Raw genomic sequence first — 14,014 nt, 5'->3', positions numbered from 1 at the left:
AAGATTTAGTGACAAGCCGTAAAAATAGTGTACATACATAACAAAATCTAGTGATATTCCTTCTCTTAATTCTTGGTTTCCAGATTTGTATCAATACAATATCTGCGCCAACAATAGCGTGAAATAACCTGTAAACAAAGAATGATTAGATTTGAGACGCAGGAAGTAGGAAGAGGCCAGTGTAACATTACAGAAATTAAATGTTCATAAGTTCACGGTGCTATCAGCGTTGAAAGCAGAAAAATTTTTCGGTAGATTTATATTCTAATAAGAGAATGGTAATAAAATGGATTTTGAAAGTATTGGCAGGATGCCAATTTCCGGCTTCGATTGCCTTCTGGAGCCCACCACAGTTAAAGGCAACAATACTGGTGGATTTAACTGTGGCTTCTCTCTCTCCGATTTCCTTTCACGCTACCTGGTGGGAAACGGCGCCCTGCGCGAATCCAGGCACATATCCAGAAAACGCCTGTCACTGGCCAATATAGTTCCGGCCGCTTCGGATGCGGAGACCCTTGGATTGCTGTGGCAGGTCCGTCAGTACGGTCAGGCAAAAGGCCTGCTGGCCAAAAAAGATCGTTTCTCTCTGGCGGACTTGTGCCAAGCCAACAGGATGCTCACTCCCGGGCACTCCGACGCGGGAAAAATAAGGCGGAAGCAAAACTATGTTGGCGGGAAGACCCCGGAGAGTGCCTTCTACGTTCCGCCCCTTCCACGGGCGGTTTCGGCACTGATGACGGAGCTTCTGTAATTCCTGAATGGCGACGGACTTTCCATTGAAAAGCGGGCCTTGCACGGCCATATCAAATTCCTGTGCATAAATCCCTTAAGTGAAAGTGTTGGTCAACAAATTGCAAATTGTGCATCAGATATTGAAAGGGATTATAGAATGGCGATTGATAAATGCGAGTGACCTTACTTTTGCCAAAAGAGAGACGAGCCTGGCGGCCAGTAGCGAATAGCGCGAATATGATGGAAATGGAAGAAGAGTTAAAGCCCTGGGGGCTGGAGAGAAACACCTTTCTGACGGTGATGCACCTAAGTCAGCTAGTCGGTATTTTTATGCCGGGCCTTGGGTTTATCCTCCCTGTCGTCATGTGGGTCTGTTACAAAGACCGATGTGAGGAAATCGATCGTCATGGCAAGGTCATTGTCAACTGGATGATCAGCTTTTTGATCTACACATTGATTTGTGTAGTGCTGGTTCTCATTGTCATCGGGATATTCGGTCTGCTCGTGCTTGTTTTGCTGAATGTGATTTTTATCGTTATTGGTGCTGTCAAAGCCAGCGAAGGTAAGCTGTGGCCCTATCCGCTGAGTATCAGTTTCTTTCAGGTGTGGGGACCCGTAAAGAGAACTTCATGAGGCGCGATCGGCCCACTAGTGGTCCATGCGGAAAGTTTGGTGACTAAGGAGCACAGCCAAAGTGTTCAGATCAAGGCGAGAAAGCGCAGGAATAGTGGTTCTATTTCAAGCTTTCTCAACGCAGAGCTGGACGCTTTGGCGACGCGAACAGTTACACAACTTTCCATGGGCCACTAGGTGACGGCGGTTGGCAGTGTGATACAGGCGTTGACTGCGCGGTAGTGGATGCGTCCACCGGCCAGTTCACCCAGCGTTGCCGCGCAAGCGCCTGTACTCGCGCAGATAGCGCAACAGTGTGGTGTCCGTGGTGGCTGCGGCTTCCTCGATCATCAGGTTCCGATTCAGAACAAATTCCACCTGTGGCTCCAGCAACTTGCTTCCCGCTGTTGGCAAAATCCTGCGGCAGCCACGCACATCGATAATGCGTTATCCGTCACGGAAAAATGATTAACGCGTCACGATGGACATTATGGTTGTGACTTTCCTTTAAATTCTGCCTATCCACCCTGGTTTTTCGGCAAGTTCAACGGTAACGTGAAAAATAGATGACATCGCTGTCATTCTTTGTTTTGAAATGACAGCGATGTCATCAATGCTTGCAAGCTCGCTACAGGAGGAATCGGACCCGGGAAAGGATGGCTCCGGGTCCGCTTGATCGGGGCTGGCGGAAGTAACACCGGTCCCGGATCGACACTGATAAAAGATAACGTACAAGGTGACAATCAATGAAAGGGCTCAATGTCAGCCACTGGCGCCGCGCACTGCTTGCGCTGGGTCTCGCCAGTTCCCCCGCGCTCGCCGCACCGGGCGCGCCCACCATCGACTGGATGGAAACCAGCTTCGCCATTATCGAAGTGGACGAGGCGGCCACTGCCTACGAGGATCTGGTCACCATCAACGATGCCGCCGAGGTGCCGGTCTCCTGGTCCAGGTGGTCCGGTGACGCCGCCACCAGTGCCCGCTACCTGCTCGATGGTGAGGTGGTGCTGGAACAGAGTATCAGCGGCGATACCCAGAGCGGATCGGCCACGCTGCAAGTGGCCGAGGGCGGCCAGTACGACCTGCAGGTAGCACTGTGTAACGACGACGGCTGCAGCAGTTCCGAGATAACTGAAATCATCGTGGCCGACACCGATGGCAGCCACCTGGACCCGATTGCGCTCACCGCCGGTGAAAACAACCAGCCGTACACGAACACCAGCGACTCGGTAGTGGGCACCTACTTTGTCGAGTGGGGTGTCTACGGGCGCAAATTCTCCGTAGACAAGATTCCGGCCTACAACCTGACCCATATTCTCTACGGCTTTATCCCCATCTGCGGCGGCGATGGTATCAACGACAGCCTGAAGCAGATCGACGGCAGCTTCCAGGCACTGGAGCGCTCCTGTTCCGGCCGCGAGGATTTCAAGGTGACCCTGCACGATCCCTTTGCCGCAGTGCAGAAATCCCAGCAGGACCAGGAATTTTCCGATCCCTACAAGGGCAACTTCGGCCAGTTGATGGCGCTGAAACAGGCCTACCCGGATCTGAAGATACTGCCGTCGATCGGCGGCTGGACCCTGTCCGATCCCTTTTTCTTCTTCGGCGACGAGGCAAAGCGCCAGACTTTTGTCGATTCCGTGGAGGAATTCCTGCGCACCTGGAAATTCTTCGACGGTGTGGATATCGACTGGGAGTATCCCGGTGGCCAGGGGGCCAACCCGGATCTGGGTAATGCAACCACTGACGGCGAGACCTATCGGATCCTGATGCGGGATCTGCGCGCCATGCTCGATGAACTCGAACAGGAAACCGGCCGTGAGTACCAGCTCACTTCCGCGGTGGGGGCCGGTACCGACAAGATCGAGGACATCGACTACGCCGGTGTCGAACAGTACATGGATTATATTTTCGCCATGACTTACGACTTCTACGGCGCCTTCAGCCTGGAAAACCTCGGTCACCAGACCGCAATCTATCCCCCCAGCTGGAACCCGACCGACGGCTATAACACTGATACCGGTGTTCAGGGGCTGCTGAACGCGGGTGTTCCCGCCAATAAACTGGTGCTGGGTGTGGCCATGTACGGCCGCGGCTGGACCGGCGTTTCCGGCTGGGACGGCAATGATCACCTGACCGGCACCGCCACCGGCGCTGTCGCCGGCACCTGGGAAGCGGGCGTCGTGGACTACCGCGATATTGCCAACAGGATTGCCAGTGGCGAGTGGGAGGAATACTACGACGCTACCGCCGAGGGACCCTACATCTTCAAGCCGGATACCGGCGACCTGATTACCTACGACAACGAGCGTTCGGTACTGGCCAAGGGCGCCTACGCCCAGTCCAACAACCTGGCCGGCCTCTTCTCCTGGGAAATCGATGCGGACAACGGCGACATTCTCAACGCCATGCACGAGAGCCTGGGGCACGGCGATGGCCAGGATAACCGCACACCCGCAGCCCGCGCCGGCGGCGACCTGGCAGTGGATAGCGGTGCCGAAGTCTCTCTCGACGGCAGCGATTCCAGCGATCTGGACAGCGATCCGCTGACCTACGCCTGGCGGCAGCTCGACGGTACTTCCGTGGACCTGCAGGATGCTGACAGCGCGCAGGCCAGCTTTACCGCGCCGACCCTGGCCGGCGACGAGGTGCTGACCTTCGAGCTGACAGTATCCGACGGCAGTGCCAGCGACAGCGACACGCTGCAGGTGACCGTCGCCGCCGAGCAGGCCAATCGCGCCCCGGATGCCGACGCCGGTGCCGACCAGATTGTCGTGACGCCAGCCGCGTCAATTGCCCTGGATGGCAGTGTCTCCAGTGACCCCGATGGCGACAGCCTGAGCTACAGCTGGAACCAGATGGGTGGCGCGAGCGTCTCCCTGAGCGACACCGCGGTCGCCGGCCCGGTATTCTCTGTCGACGCCGTCGGCGCGGAAGAAGAGCTGGTATTCGAACTGACGGTCAATGACGGCGCGCTGTCCGATACCGATACGGTGAGCGTATTCCTGTTGCCGGAAGACGGCAATTCCGCGCCGGAAGTCAGCCTGCCCACGGTAGAACCGGTAGCAGAGGGCGACAGCGTCACCATTTCTGCCAATGCCAGCGACGCCGACGGCGATTCCCTGAGCTACAGTTGGAGCGCACCGGGACTGGATCTGGCCGCCGACGGTGCGACAGCAACCGTGACCGCGCCACAGGTTGAGGCCGACAGCACCTTTACCGTCAGCGTGACTGTCAGCGATGGCATTGCCGCAGGCAGTGCGCAGGTGGAGGTGACCGTTCTCGACCAGGGCGGCGACAACGGTTGCAGCGCCAGCGATCCGAATGCCGGCGATTACCCGGCCTGGCAGTCCGGCGCCACCCATCTGGGCGGCGACCGGGTAAGCCATGAGAGCCTGGTCTGGGAAGCCAATTACTGGACCCAGATGGAACCGGGATTCACCGCTGCCGACTGGACTCTGGTCAGCGACGTTGAAGTCCCCTGGAGTGCCCGCACCGCCTATAACGGCGGCGACGAGGTAAACCACGGGGGGCTGCGCTACCGAGCCCAGTGGTGGACCAGGGGGGAAGAGCCCGGCACCGCCGGTGCCTGGGTGGAAATCGGCCCGGCCACCTGTAACTGATTGATCGCCCCTCACAGGGTGAATGCGGTAGAAAGGGCGCTTCGGCGCCCTTTTTTTTGCTTTGCCGGGGGAAGGTGTAAGTGGACTGCCAGCAGTTCCGGTCGGGACTCGCCGCGGACACCGACCCGGTGCGAGTCGCAAGCGGTCGGGACGTGGGTGGAGGGATGCAGGGGCAAGGGCCGATCGCGAAAAAAGGGCGACCCGGGGGGAGGGGTCGCCGGAAGGGAAAGACCGTCAGGCTGGTTCGTAGAGGGTGTAAAGTTCGTTCTCTTCCAGTGAGATGCGGCGGGTCAGGGCCTCTCCCACTTTCTGGTAATCGCATTCAAAGCTCTGCAGCATCTGCCCGGAAAAGGCCTCGTGGTTGTATCGTTTGCAGAAGTGCATTACCGCGCTGGCAATGTCATTCATATCGGTGCGGAAATCCTTTACCACCTGCAGGGTGTGTATATCTTCCGCCAGGTGCTGCTCCAGGTACACGTAGAAACGGACATTCTCCTTGATCAGGTGGGCCTGGAAACCGGACTTGAACAGCGTCAGCAGGTGCGCCAGCTGGCGGAAATCCCGCTTCTGGTAACCCTCGTCCCAGATGCGCTGGAAGAGTGTCTCCAGGGTTGCGTGGTCTTTTTTGAGTGAGTTGACCAGGGTGGGGTCGAAGCTGATGGTACGTCTTGGGGCTCCAGCGGTGTGATTGCTGCGGAGGTAACTCTCTTCCCGCGAGGTGTCGTCACCGCGGAACAGGCCGGTAAAGAAACTGAGCATTTTCCGCCTCCCTGTTATGCCGATGTATTCCTGTCGCCCGTCCGTTCCCGGTGGGGCCTTGGGGTCCGGGAAGCGGTGATGCAGGCGTTTTCATCGACAGAAAATAGTCCACTTGACACGGGCGCTGCGGGTTTCCCGCTCGTATTGGGATGGCAGTCAAATTTTAGCAAGGAGAAAGGCGCCAGAGATTTTCCGGCTGTCTGTGGAAGGTAACAGGGGGGATTTCCACAGCCGATTCTGTTGCCGGTTGGAAATGCCCCCCGGCATGCTCACAGGGGAATGCGAACCACCACGCCGCCCATGGTTTCGCCCAATTCAAAATCCGTGCGCGGGCTGTCGATATGTTCGTTGTGGCAGCTGACGCAAGCTGGTGATACCGCCACATCCGGGTAGATGGCAGTGAAATATTCGGTATCGCCCAGGGTTTCGCGTCCATAGAAATTCTCGCCAGGATTGTCGATCACGAACTGCAGCCCCTGTTTTTCCAGTTCCGTGCGGGGCTTGTTCTGCTTGTTGATGGCCCACAGGGACAGCAGCGCGTAATTGAAGCCGGCCTCCTTCTCCGCCACCCGCTCGGCACCCATGCGCATCATCTGCGCCGGCAGCGGCAGCGCCTTGGCATCTTTCCAGTGTTCGTCCGCGGTGATCACCTTTTCCTCGTTCTGCAGGCGGTTGACCACATTGTTGGTGTAGCTGGCGCGGTCGGCCTCGATCACGGCAAAGATGGCGTCGGCCATCCGCTCCGGGGCGATGCCCTGTTTCTGGCTGCAGGCGGCCAGCAGGGCGGCGGTGGCGACGATACAGGCGGCAATACGCATGGTTTTCCCCTCCTATCGGGATTTTTTGTTGTCAGAGATGTGGGCGATCCGCTTGCGGATCAGGTCGAAGGTCTCGTGGGAGCCGGTCGGCGCGCGATTGAAGTTGTCCGCGATCAGCGCCTCGTCCGCCAGTGCGGACAGCGCGAACTCGGCGCCGTGGCAGTTCAGGCATACCGGCAGCATTTTTTCGTTGGGGCGCAGGTTGTGGTTCTGGTTGTGATTGACCAGCACGCGCCCGCCGCGGCGTTCCCGCGGCAGGTGACAACCGGCGCAACTGACACCGTCCGCCGCGCCGGCGTTCCACTGTCGGAAGTGCGCGGACTCCCGGAACGCGAGACTGTGCCCGTCGCTGTGGCAGCCGAGGCAGGCTTCCACCGCGGCAAACTGCAGGTCGGTTTCGTGCGGTTCGTGGCAACTGGTGCAGCTGAGTTCGCCGGTGGCCGATTCGTGCATCGGCAGCAGCGCCTGTTGCGGCGACATGGCGCCCACGCGTTCGACAAAACCCGCCGGCAGTTTCGGGGAGAGGCGCATGCCGTGTTTGCCGCGGGTAAATGCCCGGCGCTGTTCGCGGTGGCAGTTGCCGCACTGTGCAGCGATTTCCGCGGCGGAGAACTGCATCTGCCCGCCGGTGTGGCAGCCGCTGCAGTTCACGTCTACGCGGGCGTGCGGGCCGCCCGCCCAGGCCGCGGCGATCTCCGCGGAAGCTGCGGCAATATCCGCATCCGCGGCCCGCAGCGTTTTGCGCTGCGGATGTTCCCGCAACCAGGCCTGCATCGCGGTGCGCTCGGGCAGTTGCGCATCGGGCAGGATTTGCGGCTGGCCGGCGTGGGCGACGAGGAAATCCTCGTACAGGTTGCGGTTGTCGTGGAAGTTGTGGCAGCCGGCACTGGCGCAACTGTCGAAGGCGAACCCGCTGTGGCTCCCGCGGTCTTCGGCGATATCGCTGTGGCAGTGGAAACAGAAGTCGCCGGCCAGGGTGACGCCCATGTCGCGGGTGATCTCGGGCTTGTGCTCCACGTGGCAGGTGACACACTGGCGCGCGTCCAGTTTGCCGAGTAGCGCGGCGTTGCGCGGATCGAGAAATTTCGCCCGCGGGTGTGAGTCGTCTGCCATTTCCAGCTCTTCGGCGTGGCAGCCGAGGCAGGCCCGCTGCATACCATCGGCGCCGGAGAAACCGTCGCCATGGCAGCTGCTGCAGGCCATTTCAATCTGGTGATGGCCGTGGCTGGGTTCGCCGCTGATAAACAGCGCCCTGTCGGACAGCTCCAGGTTGTACGTCGCCGATACGGCGATCAGCAGGGTGACAACAACCCCCCAGTGCCAGAAGCGAAAGTGCCAGGACCTGAATCGATAACCTTTCATCAGAAGTAGTACACCGCCAGTATGTGGTAGCCGATCAGCGCGGGCAGGGCCCATAAAAGCGCGTAGTGGATACGCGACCACCACTTGCGGTGTTCGCGCAGTTTCATATCCGTCCAGTGGTGATTGCGGGCCATGAACACACCCACCAGGGCACCGGTGGTGGTGGCGGCGAGGAAGTCCAGCATCAGTATCAGGTTGAGGTTTTCACCCAGGCGGAAGCCGGTGTGGATCACCAGGGCCAGCAGTGCCGTACACCCGATGACGCTGTGCACATAGCGCCAGTGATCCACGTGACCGTAGCTGAGCCGGCGCCAGCGTTTGCGCAGGCTGAGAGTCGCGGTGAGCAGGCAGCAGGTGAGCAGGCTGTAGCCGCTGACCTGCTTCCAGAAGTTGTCGTACCACAGCGTCTGCCAGTACCAGTGGCTCTGCACACTTTCGGAAATGGGCGCTGGCGGCATCAGCAGGGCCAGGGCGATCAGCAGCAGGGAAATGATCGAGGTCACCAGGATGCCGCGCGCGTGCCGCATCACCAGGTTGGGGGCGGGGGTGTCCAGCAGTTCCGCCACCAGCGGGCGGCAGCTGCCGCATACCGAGCCGGCGTTGGTTTCCCGCTGCAGTTCCGCCAGGGTGCGCTTGCCGCGGGAGATGGCCTCGCAGAGTTGCCCCTTGCTTATATTGTTGCACTGGCACACCAGGTAGCTGTCGGGCTGTGCCTTGAGGCCCCGCAGTGCCCGCTTTTCCCACAGTTGGCCGTCGCGCTCGAAACGTTGCAGGGCGCGGTCGCCGACGGCTTCTCCATCGGCTACGGCCCGGCGCAACCGGTCGGCTTCGTCCCAGCTGCCGATATACACGGCGCCGACCAGGCGCTGGTTGCTGACCCGCAACAGCCGGTAGAGGCCCCTGAAACGATTGCGGTAGACATACACCTGCTGGTCCGCGCCGGTTTCACCGATCACGGCGCAGGGAATATGGGCGATCTTGAGCTGGATATCCGTGGGGCTGCCGCGATAGGGGAGCGGTTCGGTATCCGCAACGGGTGAGATCTCATCGCGGCAGATATGGGCGCAGCAGGCCTGCGCCTGCTCGTAGCCGGGGCGCACAAACTGGTAGATCCGTTGTGCAAACTCGGCGCACTCGCCCACGGCATAGATATCGGGGTCCGAGGTGCGCATCCACTGGTCGGTTGCGATACCGCGGCGGGTTTCCAGCCCGCAGGATTCCGCCAGCGCCACGGCCGGGCGGATACCGGTGCAGAGCACCACCGCGTCCACCGCCAGGCGTTCGCCGCTGGCGAAACGCACCGCCTGCACGCAGTCGTCGCCCTCGATGGCGTTTACCGGTTCACCGGTCTTGAGTTCGACACCCAGCGCCGCCAGTGCGCCCTGCAGGTACTCGGCGCCCTCAGTGCCCAGCAACCCGCCGAGCATCTGCCCGCGGGATTGCAGGGTGACGCGATTGCCCTGGGTCTTGAGTGCTGCTGCGGCCTCGAGGCCGAGGGCGCCGGCGCCGATCACGCAGATGTGTCGGCTGTCGTCGCGCAGGCGGATCAGGGCCTGTGTGTCGCGCAGGCTGCGGAAGGGGTAGACCTTGGGCAGGTCGATGCCGGGGATGTCCGGGGTGGCCGGCTCCGAGCCGGTGGCCAGCACCAGCCTGTCGTAGGGCTGGCGGTTGCCGTCGACATCGATCAGGGTTTTCGCCCCGCGGTCGATGGCGGCGATACGGCGATTGTCGAAGGTGGCCAGGCGGCTGTCGGGCGCTGTATTTACCGGGTTGTCCAGCTCCGCGAGGTGGACGTGGTCGGCCAGGTACTGGGACAGTTTGACGCGGTTATAGGGGGCGGTTGCTTCCTCGCCGAAGACCACCACCTGGGCCCGCCGGCTGTACTCCAGCAATTTTTGCGCGCAGCGGACGCCGACGGGGCCGTTGCCGACAACCGCGTATACCGGATAGTCCGCGCCGGCATCCAAGGCTGTGCCTGTGGACGTTTGAGAAGATGCTGGTACCTCGAGTTCATCGGCCATGATTCCCCCGGGAAAGACTGCTGTCGGTCACTGGCTGTGTCCCGTTCCTGGATTTTTTTTGTTATTGCCCGAGTGTTGTTTCCAGTCTTTTATTCTAATAATTATTCTTAATATAGAGTGTAAATGCTTATTATGAAAATAAAAAGAAAAAAACGCCATGCGGTCTGGAGCGGGAGAAGCGGTGGGGCTGTGCCGTCCCGGCACGGCCCCGGAAGCGTAATTACGCCGGTTGGTAGAGGGTGTAGAGTTCCTGTTCCTCGAGGGATACGCGGCGGGTCAGTGCCTCGCCGATCTTCTGGTAGTCCCGCTTGAAGTCGCGGATCATCTCCGCGGTGTAGGCCTCGTGGGTGTAGCGCTTGCAGAACTGTACCACCGCGTTGGCGATTTCATTCATGTCGGCGCGGAAGTCCTTCACGATCTGCAGTGTGTGCACATCGTCGGTCAGGGTCTGTTCCAGGTAGACGTAGAAGCGCACATTCTCCTTGATCAGGTGTGCCTGGAAGCTGGATTTGAACTGGGTCAGCAGCTCGGCCAGCCGGTGGTAGTCCTGCCGTTCGTACCCCTCCGACCAGATGCGCTGGAATATATCCACCAGCGCGTGGTGGTCCTTCTTCAGTGAATTGACCAGTGTCGGGTCGTAGCCGATGGTGCGGTTCGATTTGGCACCCGCCTGGGTACTGCGCGTGTAGCGTTCGTCGCCGGCATCGCTGTCGCCGCGAAACAGGTCGGAAATGAAGTTGAACATGAATGGCTGCCCTTGTGGTTGTCGTGATAGAGGTCGGTACACCGCTGGTCGATATGGCCTGTCACCCTTTTTCCAAGGAAAGGGGGATTCTAGGACCCCGGTTCTAATTTTTTGCGAAAAACTAGAGTAAAAAGCATTGAAATGCAGCGCGCCAATTCAAGTTTGGGAAGTCGGTCACGTTTTTGCGGAAGAGAAATGCGGGAAGGCTGTGGAGAGGGCGCAACGCAGGTGCACCGGCGGTGGGCGAACAATAAAAAAGCCGGCGCTGGGCCTAATGCCGATCAGTTAAGCCACACAGTCGCGGCAAAGGCCCTGATGCCGGGGGCAGCCTTGCGAGACTGTCTGCGAGAGGGACCTCGCAGACAAGCCTGCAGGGACGTATTCACGGGGGGGCGCCTAGCCCGTGTCTCGCAAGGCTGCCCGCGGTAGCAGGGCCGCCCCAATGCCAGCTAAAGCCTCGCACAATCTCTCCTGCCAGGCCTTAACCTGTTGAACTGACCGGCATTGGGCGCTGGGCCGGGTTGTCTGGCTGGGCGATGGCCCCTCTACTTGCGCTGTTCCAGCGGCACATAGTCGCGCTGGGTGTAGCCGGTGTACAGCTGGCGCGGGCGGCCGATCTTGTAGGGGTTGGAAATCATCTCGTTCCAGTGCGCAATCCAGCCGGCGGTGCGGCCGGTGGCGAAAATCACCGTGAACATATCGGTGGGGATGCCGATCGCCTTCATGATGATGCCGGAGTAGAAGTCCACGTTCGGATAGAGTTTCTTCTCCACGAAGTAGTCGTCTTCCAGCGCGATCTTCTCCAGTTTCTTGGCGATGCGCAGCAGCGGGTCGTTCTCCGCTCCCATGGCCCCCAGCACGTCGTCACAGATGCCCTGCATCACGCGCGAGCGCGGGTCGAAGTTCTTGTACACGCGGTGGCCGAAGCCCATCAGGCGGAAGGGATCGTTCTTGTCCTTGGCCTTCTTCACGTATTCGTCGATACGGCTCTCGTCGCCGATTTCCTGCAGCATGTTCAGCACCGCCTCGTTGGCGCCGCCGTGCGCCGGGCCCCACAGGGTGGCGATACCGGAGGAAATGCAGGCAAACGGGTTGGCACCGGAGGAGCCGGCCAGGCGCACGGTGGAGGTGGAGGCGTTCTGCTCGTGGTCCGCGTGCAGCAGGAAGATGATGTCCATTGCCTTGGCGACGACCGGGTCGATCTTGCTCGGCTCGCAGGGCGTGCCAAACATCATGTGCAGGAAGTTCTCGGAGTAGCTGAGGCTGTTGTCCGGGTACATGAACGGCTGGCCCTTGGAGTGCTTGTAGCACATGGCGGCCAGGGTCGGCATCTTGGCGATCAGGCGGTCGGCGGAGATACGGCGGTGTTCCGGGTCGGTAATATCGAGGGAATCGTGATAGAAGGAGGCGAGGGCGCCGACCACGCCACACATCATGGCCATCGGGTGGGCGTCGTAGCGGAAGCCCTTGAAGAAGTTGACCAGCGACTCGTGCACCATGGTGTGGTTCATGATGCTGCTGACATAGTCTTTCTTCTGCTGCGGAGTCGGCAGTTCGCCGTTCATCAGCAGGTAGCAGGTCTCCAGGTAATCGGAGTGCTCCGCCAGCTGTTCGATCGGATATCCGCGATGCAGCAGCTGCCCTTTGGCGCCGTCAATATAGGTGATCTCGGATTCGCAGGAGGCGGTGGACATAAAGCCCGGGTCGTAGGTGAACAAGCCCTTGCCAGCGAGGCTGCTGACGTCGACAACGTCGGGGCCGAGGGTGCCGGAGCGTACGGGCATTTCAATGGCGCCGTCGGTACCGTCGACCGTGAGTTGCGCTTTCTTATCGGACATTGCGGACTCCTAAATACTGTTCTTGTGCCGGCTCCTTTGCGGCCGGATTTGTCGCCAAATCGGGCACGGGCCCGCATTTCTCACAAATCTCCCGCCGCCGGGATTCCAGGCAGTGCCACGGGGCCTTCACCGGGGAGGGGCCGGCGTTCCGCCCGCGCGCTCACCGTTTTGTGAAGGCCGCCAGTGACGCATCCTGGAGCCGCTTCGTTGCGGAAATCTGTGAGAAATGCGAGCCGGCCGGGCTTCTGAGCGGGGCCAAACTTAAGTGGCACGCCGCAAATTGTCAAACCAAACGGGGTGGACGGCCGGTCTCAAAACAACAGGAAATGCGGCAGGCGCCACTGCTGATAGAGCTTTTACCTGTATCGCGGAAGCTTTCTCCGCGGAAATTTCGCTCCCGGCCGCCCCCGGGATAGGGGGGGGAACTGCGGGGGGTGATGACTACAGATCGGGGGACGTTCGTTGTGTTTTTGGGATCGAATGCCTATAATCCGCGCGGCTTGCGCCATGGTAAGGCCACTTTGTACAAGGCTTCAGCAGGTCGAGTGCAAAGTGATCAGCAAGCAGGGCGCCTCTAGAAATCGTAGCGAGTGGTGGCTAACGGTGGTCACCGGAGCGGCGTGCACTTGGATGCGCGTGCATCGCGACCGGGCTGGCGTGCCAGCATCGCCAAGCGCGCAGGATTTATAGAGGTACCCGGTAGCTCGCCCCTCCATTCTGAAAGCAAACGGGCGCCCGGTCGTTCAGGGCAACAAGGTGTTTTTCCTGTGAACAAAAGCAGACCTGTCAATCTAGACATCTCCACTATCAAGCTTCCCGCTGCCGCTCTGGTTTCCATCTTGCATCGACTCTCCGGCGTGGTCCTTTTCGCCGTTGTGGCACTGCTCCTTTGCATGCTCGATGCCAGCCTGGAATCCGAGCAGGGCTTCGCCGACGTAGCGGCGGCCTTCAGCAGCATTCCCGCCAAGCTCATTCTGTGGGCCTCACTGGCGGCTCTTATCTACCACCTGCTGGCTGGCATCCGCCACCTGTTTATGGACATGGGGATCGGGGAATCCCTGGAAGGTGGTCGCCGCGGCGCTGTCGCGGTGCTGGTCCTGAGTGCAATCCTGATTCTGTTGGTGGGGGTGTGGTTATGGTAAGAACAGTAACGAGTTTTGGTCGCAGCGGTACCTTCGACTGGCTGTACCAGCGTGTCACCGCGGTCGTGCTGATCGCCTACACCCTCTTTATAGTGGGTTTCATCTTTCTTAGTGACGACTTCGGCTACCAGAGCTGGTCGGCACTGTTTGCCCAGCCCTGGATGCGCATCTTCAGCCTGGTAGCGCTGATCTCCACCGTTGTTCATGCCTGGATCGGCCTCTGGTCCGTGGTCACCGACTACATCACCAACCGCATGATGGGCGGCAAGGCCACTGTGCTGCGCCTGCTGGTGGAAGTGCTGTTGGCCGCGGTTGCCGTGATCTATGTGGTGTGGGGCGTCGAAATTCTGTGGGGTGTGTAA

At 60.0% G+C, this 14,014-nt stretch carries 11 protein-coding genes; 5 read left to right on the top strand and 6 right to left on the bottom strand.

Going from position 1 to position 14,014, the window contains the following annotated elements; translation table 11 throughout:
* The first annotated feature begins 286 nt into the window (after nt 1-286).
* The 3 genes from MWN76_RS00460 to MWN76_RS00450 all read left to right on the top strand — a co-directional run bounded on the left by MWN76_RS00460 (nt 287) and on the right by MWN76_RS00450 (nt 4,967).
* On the top strand, nt 287-751 hold the full coding sequence (locus tag MWN76_RS00460) for a hypothetical protein (protein WP_250458493.1): 465 nt from the start codon (nt 287-289) through the stop codon (nt 749-751).
* Between the two features lie 218 nt (nt 752-969).
* Nucleotides 970-1,365, top strand: a complete 396-nt coding sequence (locus MWN76_RS00455) for a DUF4870 domain-containing protein (RefSeq protein ID WP_250458492.1) — start codon at nt 970-972, stop codon at nt 1,363-1,365.
* A 725-nt stretch (nt 1,366-2,090) separates the two neighbouring features.
* Nucleotides 2,091-4,967, top strand: a complete 2,877-nt coding sequence (locus MWN76_RS00450; RefSeq protein WP_250458491.1) for a glycosyl hydrolase family 18 protein — start codon at nt 2,091-2,093, stop codon at nt 4,965-4,967.
* Between the two features lie 234 nt (nt 4,968-5,201).
* Here MWN76_RS00450 and MWN76_RS00445 read toward each other — a convergent pair whose 3' ends face one another.
* From MWN76_RS00445 to gltA, 6 genes are all read right to left on the bottom strand, one after another.
* Nucleotides 5,202-5,726, bottom strand: coding sequence for a hemerythrin domain-containing protein (locus MWN76_RS00445; protein WP_250458490.1), 525 nt, complete (start codon nt 5,724-5,726; stop codon nt 5,202-5,204).
* Nucleotides 5,727-5,995: 269 nt separating this feature from the next.
* The gene (locus MWN76_RS00440) at nt 5,996-6,544 is read right to left on the bottom strand and encodes a Tll0287-like domain-containing protein (RefSeq protein WP_250458489.1); all 549 of its coding nucleotides are present in this window, start codon (nt 6,542-6,544) and stop codon (nt 5,996-5,998) included.
* A gap of 12 nt (nt 6,545-6,556) precedes the next feature.
* Nucleotides 6,557-7,906, bottom strand: a complete 1,350-nt coding sequence (locus MWN76_RS00435) for a cytochrome c3 family protein (RefSeq protein WP_250458488.1) — start codon at nt 7,904-7,906, stop codon at nt 6,557-6,559.
* Nucleotides 7,906-9,927 (bottom strand): FAD-dependent oxidoreductase, encoded by a 2,022-nt coding sequence (locus MWN76_RS00430; RefSeq protein WP_250458487.1) that lies wholly within the window; start codon nt 9,925-9,927, stop codon nt 7,906-7,908. The genes MWN76_RS00435 and MWN76_RS00430 overlap by 1 nt, the downstream gene beginning before the upstream one ends.
* A gap of 220 nt (nt 9,928-10,147) precedes the next feature.
* On the bottom strand, nt 10,148-10,672 hold the full coding sequence (locus MWN76_RS00425; RefSeq protein ID WP_250458485.1) for a hemerythrin domain-containing protein: 525 nt from the start codon (nt 10,670-10,672) through the stop codon (nt 10,148-10,150).
* 545 nt (nt 10,673-11,217) lie between these two features.
* Nucleotides 11,218-12,510 (bottom strand): citrate synthase, encoded by a 1,293-nt coding sequence (gltA, locus tag MWN76_RS00420; RefSeq protein ID WP_250458484.1) that lies wholly within the window; start codon nt 12,508-12,510, stop codon nt 11,218-11,220.
* 767 nt (nt 12,511-13,277) lie between these two features.
* Here gltA and sdhC point away from each other — a divergent pair.
* Nucleotides 13,278-13,652 (top strand): succinate dehydrogenase, cytochrome b556 subunit, encoded by a 375-nt coding sequence (sdhC, locus tag MWN76_RS00415; protein ID WP_250458483.1) that lies wholly within the window; start codon nt 13,278-13,280, stop codon nt 13,650-13,652.
* The gene (gene sdhD, locus MWN76_RS00410) at nt 13,646-14,014 is read left to right on the top strand and encodes a succinate dehydrogenase, hydrophobic membrane anchor protein (protein ID WP_250458482.1); all 369 of its coding nucleotides are present in this window, start codon (nt 13,646-13,648) and stop codon (nt 14,012-14,014) included. Before sdhC ends, sdhD begins: the two co-directional genes overlap by 7 nt.

Source organism: Microbulbifer litoralis (assembly GCF_023634065.1).
GTDB classification, from domain to species: Bacteria; Pseudomonadota; Gammaproteobacteria; order Pseudomonadales; family Cellvibrionaceae; genus Microbulbifer; species Microbulbifer litoralis.
This window is presented reverse-complemented; position numbering and strand designations above follow the sequence as displayed.

Excerpts from the sequence above, each read along its gene's own strand:
- MWN76_RS00460 (WP_250458493.1), top strand. The coding sequence starts at position 287 with ATGGATTTTGAAAGTATTGGCAGGATGCCAATTTCCGGCTTCGATTGC.
- MWN76_RS00455 (WP_250458492.1), top strand. The coding sequence starts at position 970 with ATGATGGAAATGGAAGAAGAGTTAAAGCCCTGGGGGCTGGAGAGAAAC.
- MWN76_RS00450 (WP_250458491.1), top strand. The coding sequence starts at position 2,091 with ATGAAAGGGCTCAATGTCAGCCACTGGCGCCGCGCACTGCTTGCGCTG.
- MWN76_RS00445 (WP_250458490.1), bottom strand. The coding sequence starts at position 5,726 with ATGCTCAGTTTCTTTACCGGCCTGTTCCGCGGTGACGACACCTCGCGG.
- MWN76_RS00440 (WP_250458489.1), bottom strand. The coding sequence starts at position 6,544 with ATGCGTATTGCCGCCTGTATCGTCGCCACCGCCGCCCTGCTGGCCGCC.
- MWN76_RS00435 (WP_250458488.1), bottom strand. The coding sequence starts at position 7,906 with ATGAAAGGTTATCGATTCAGGTCCTGGCACTTTCGCTTCTGGCACTGG.
- MWN76_RS00430 (WP_250458487.1), bottom strand. The coding sequence starts at position 9,927 with ATGGCCGATGAACTCGAGGTACCAGCATCTTCTCAAACGTCCACAGGC.
- MWN76_RS00425 (WP_250458485.1), bottom strand. The coding sequence starts at position 10,672 with ATGTTCAACTTCATTTCCGACCTGTTTCGCGGCGACAGCGATGCCGGC.
- gltA (WP_250458484.1), bottom strand. The coding sequence starts at position 12,510 with ATGTCCGATAAGAAAGCGCAACTCACGGTCGACGGTACCGACGGCGCC.
- sdhD (WP_250458482.1), top strand. The coding sequence starts at position 13,646 with ATGGTAAGAACAGTAACGAGTTTTGGTCGCAGCGGTACCTTCGACTGG.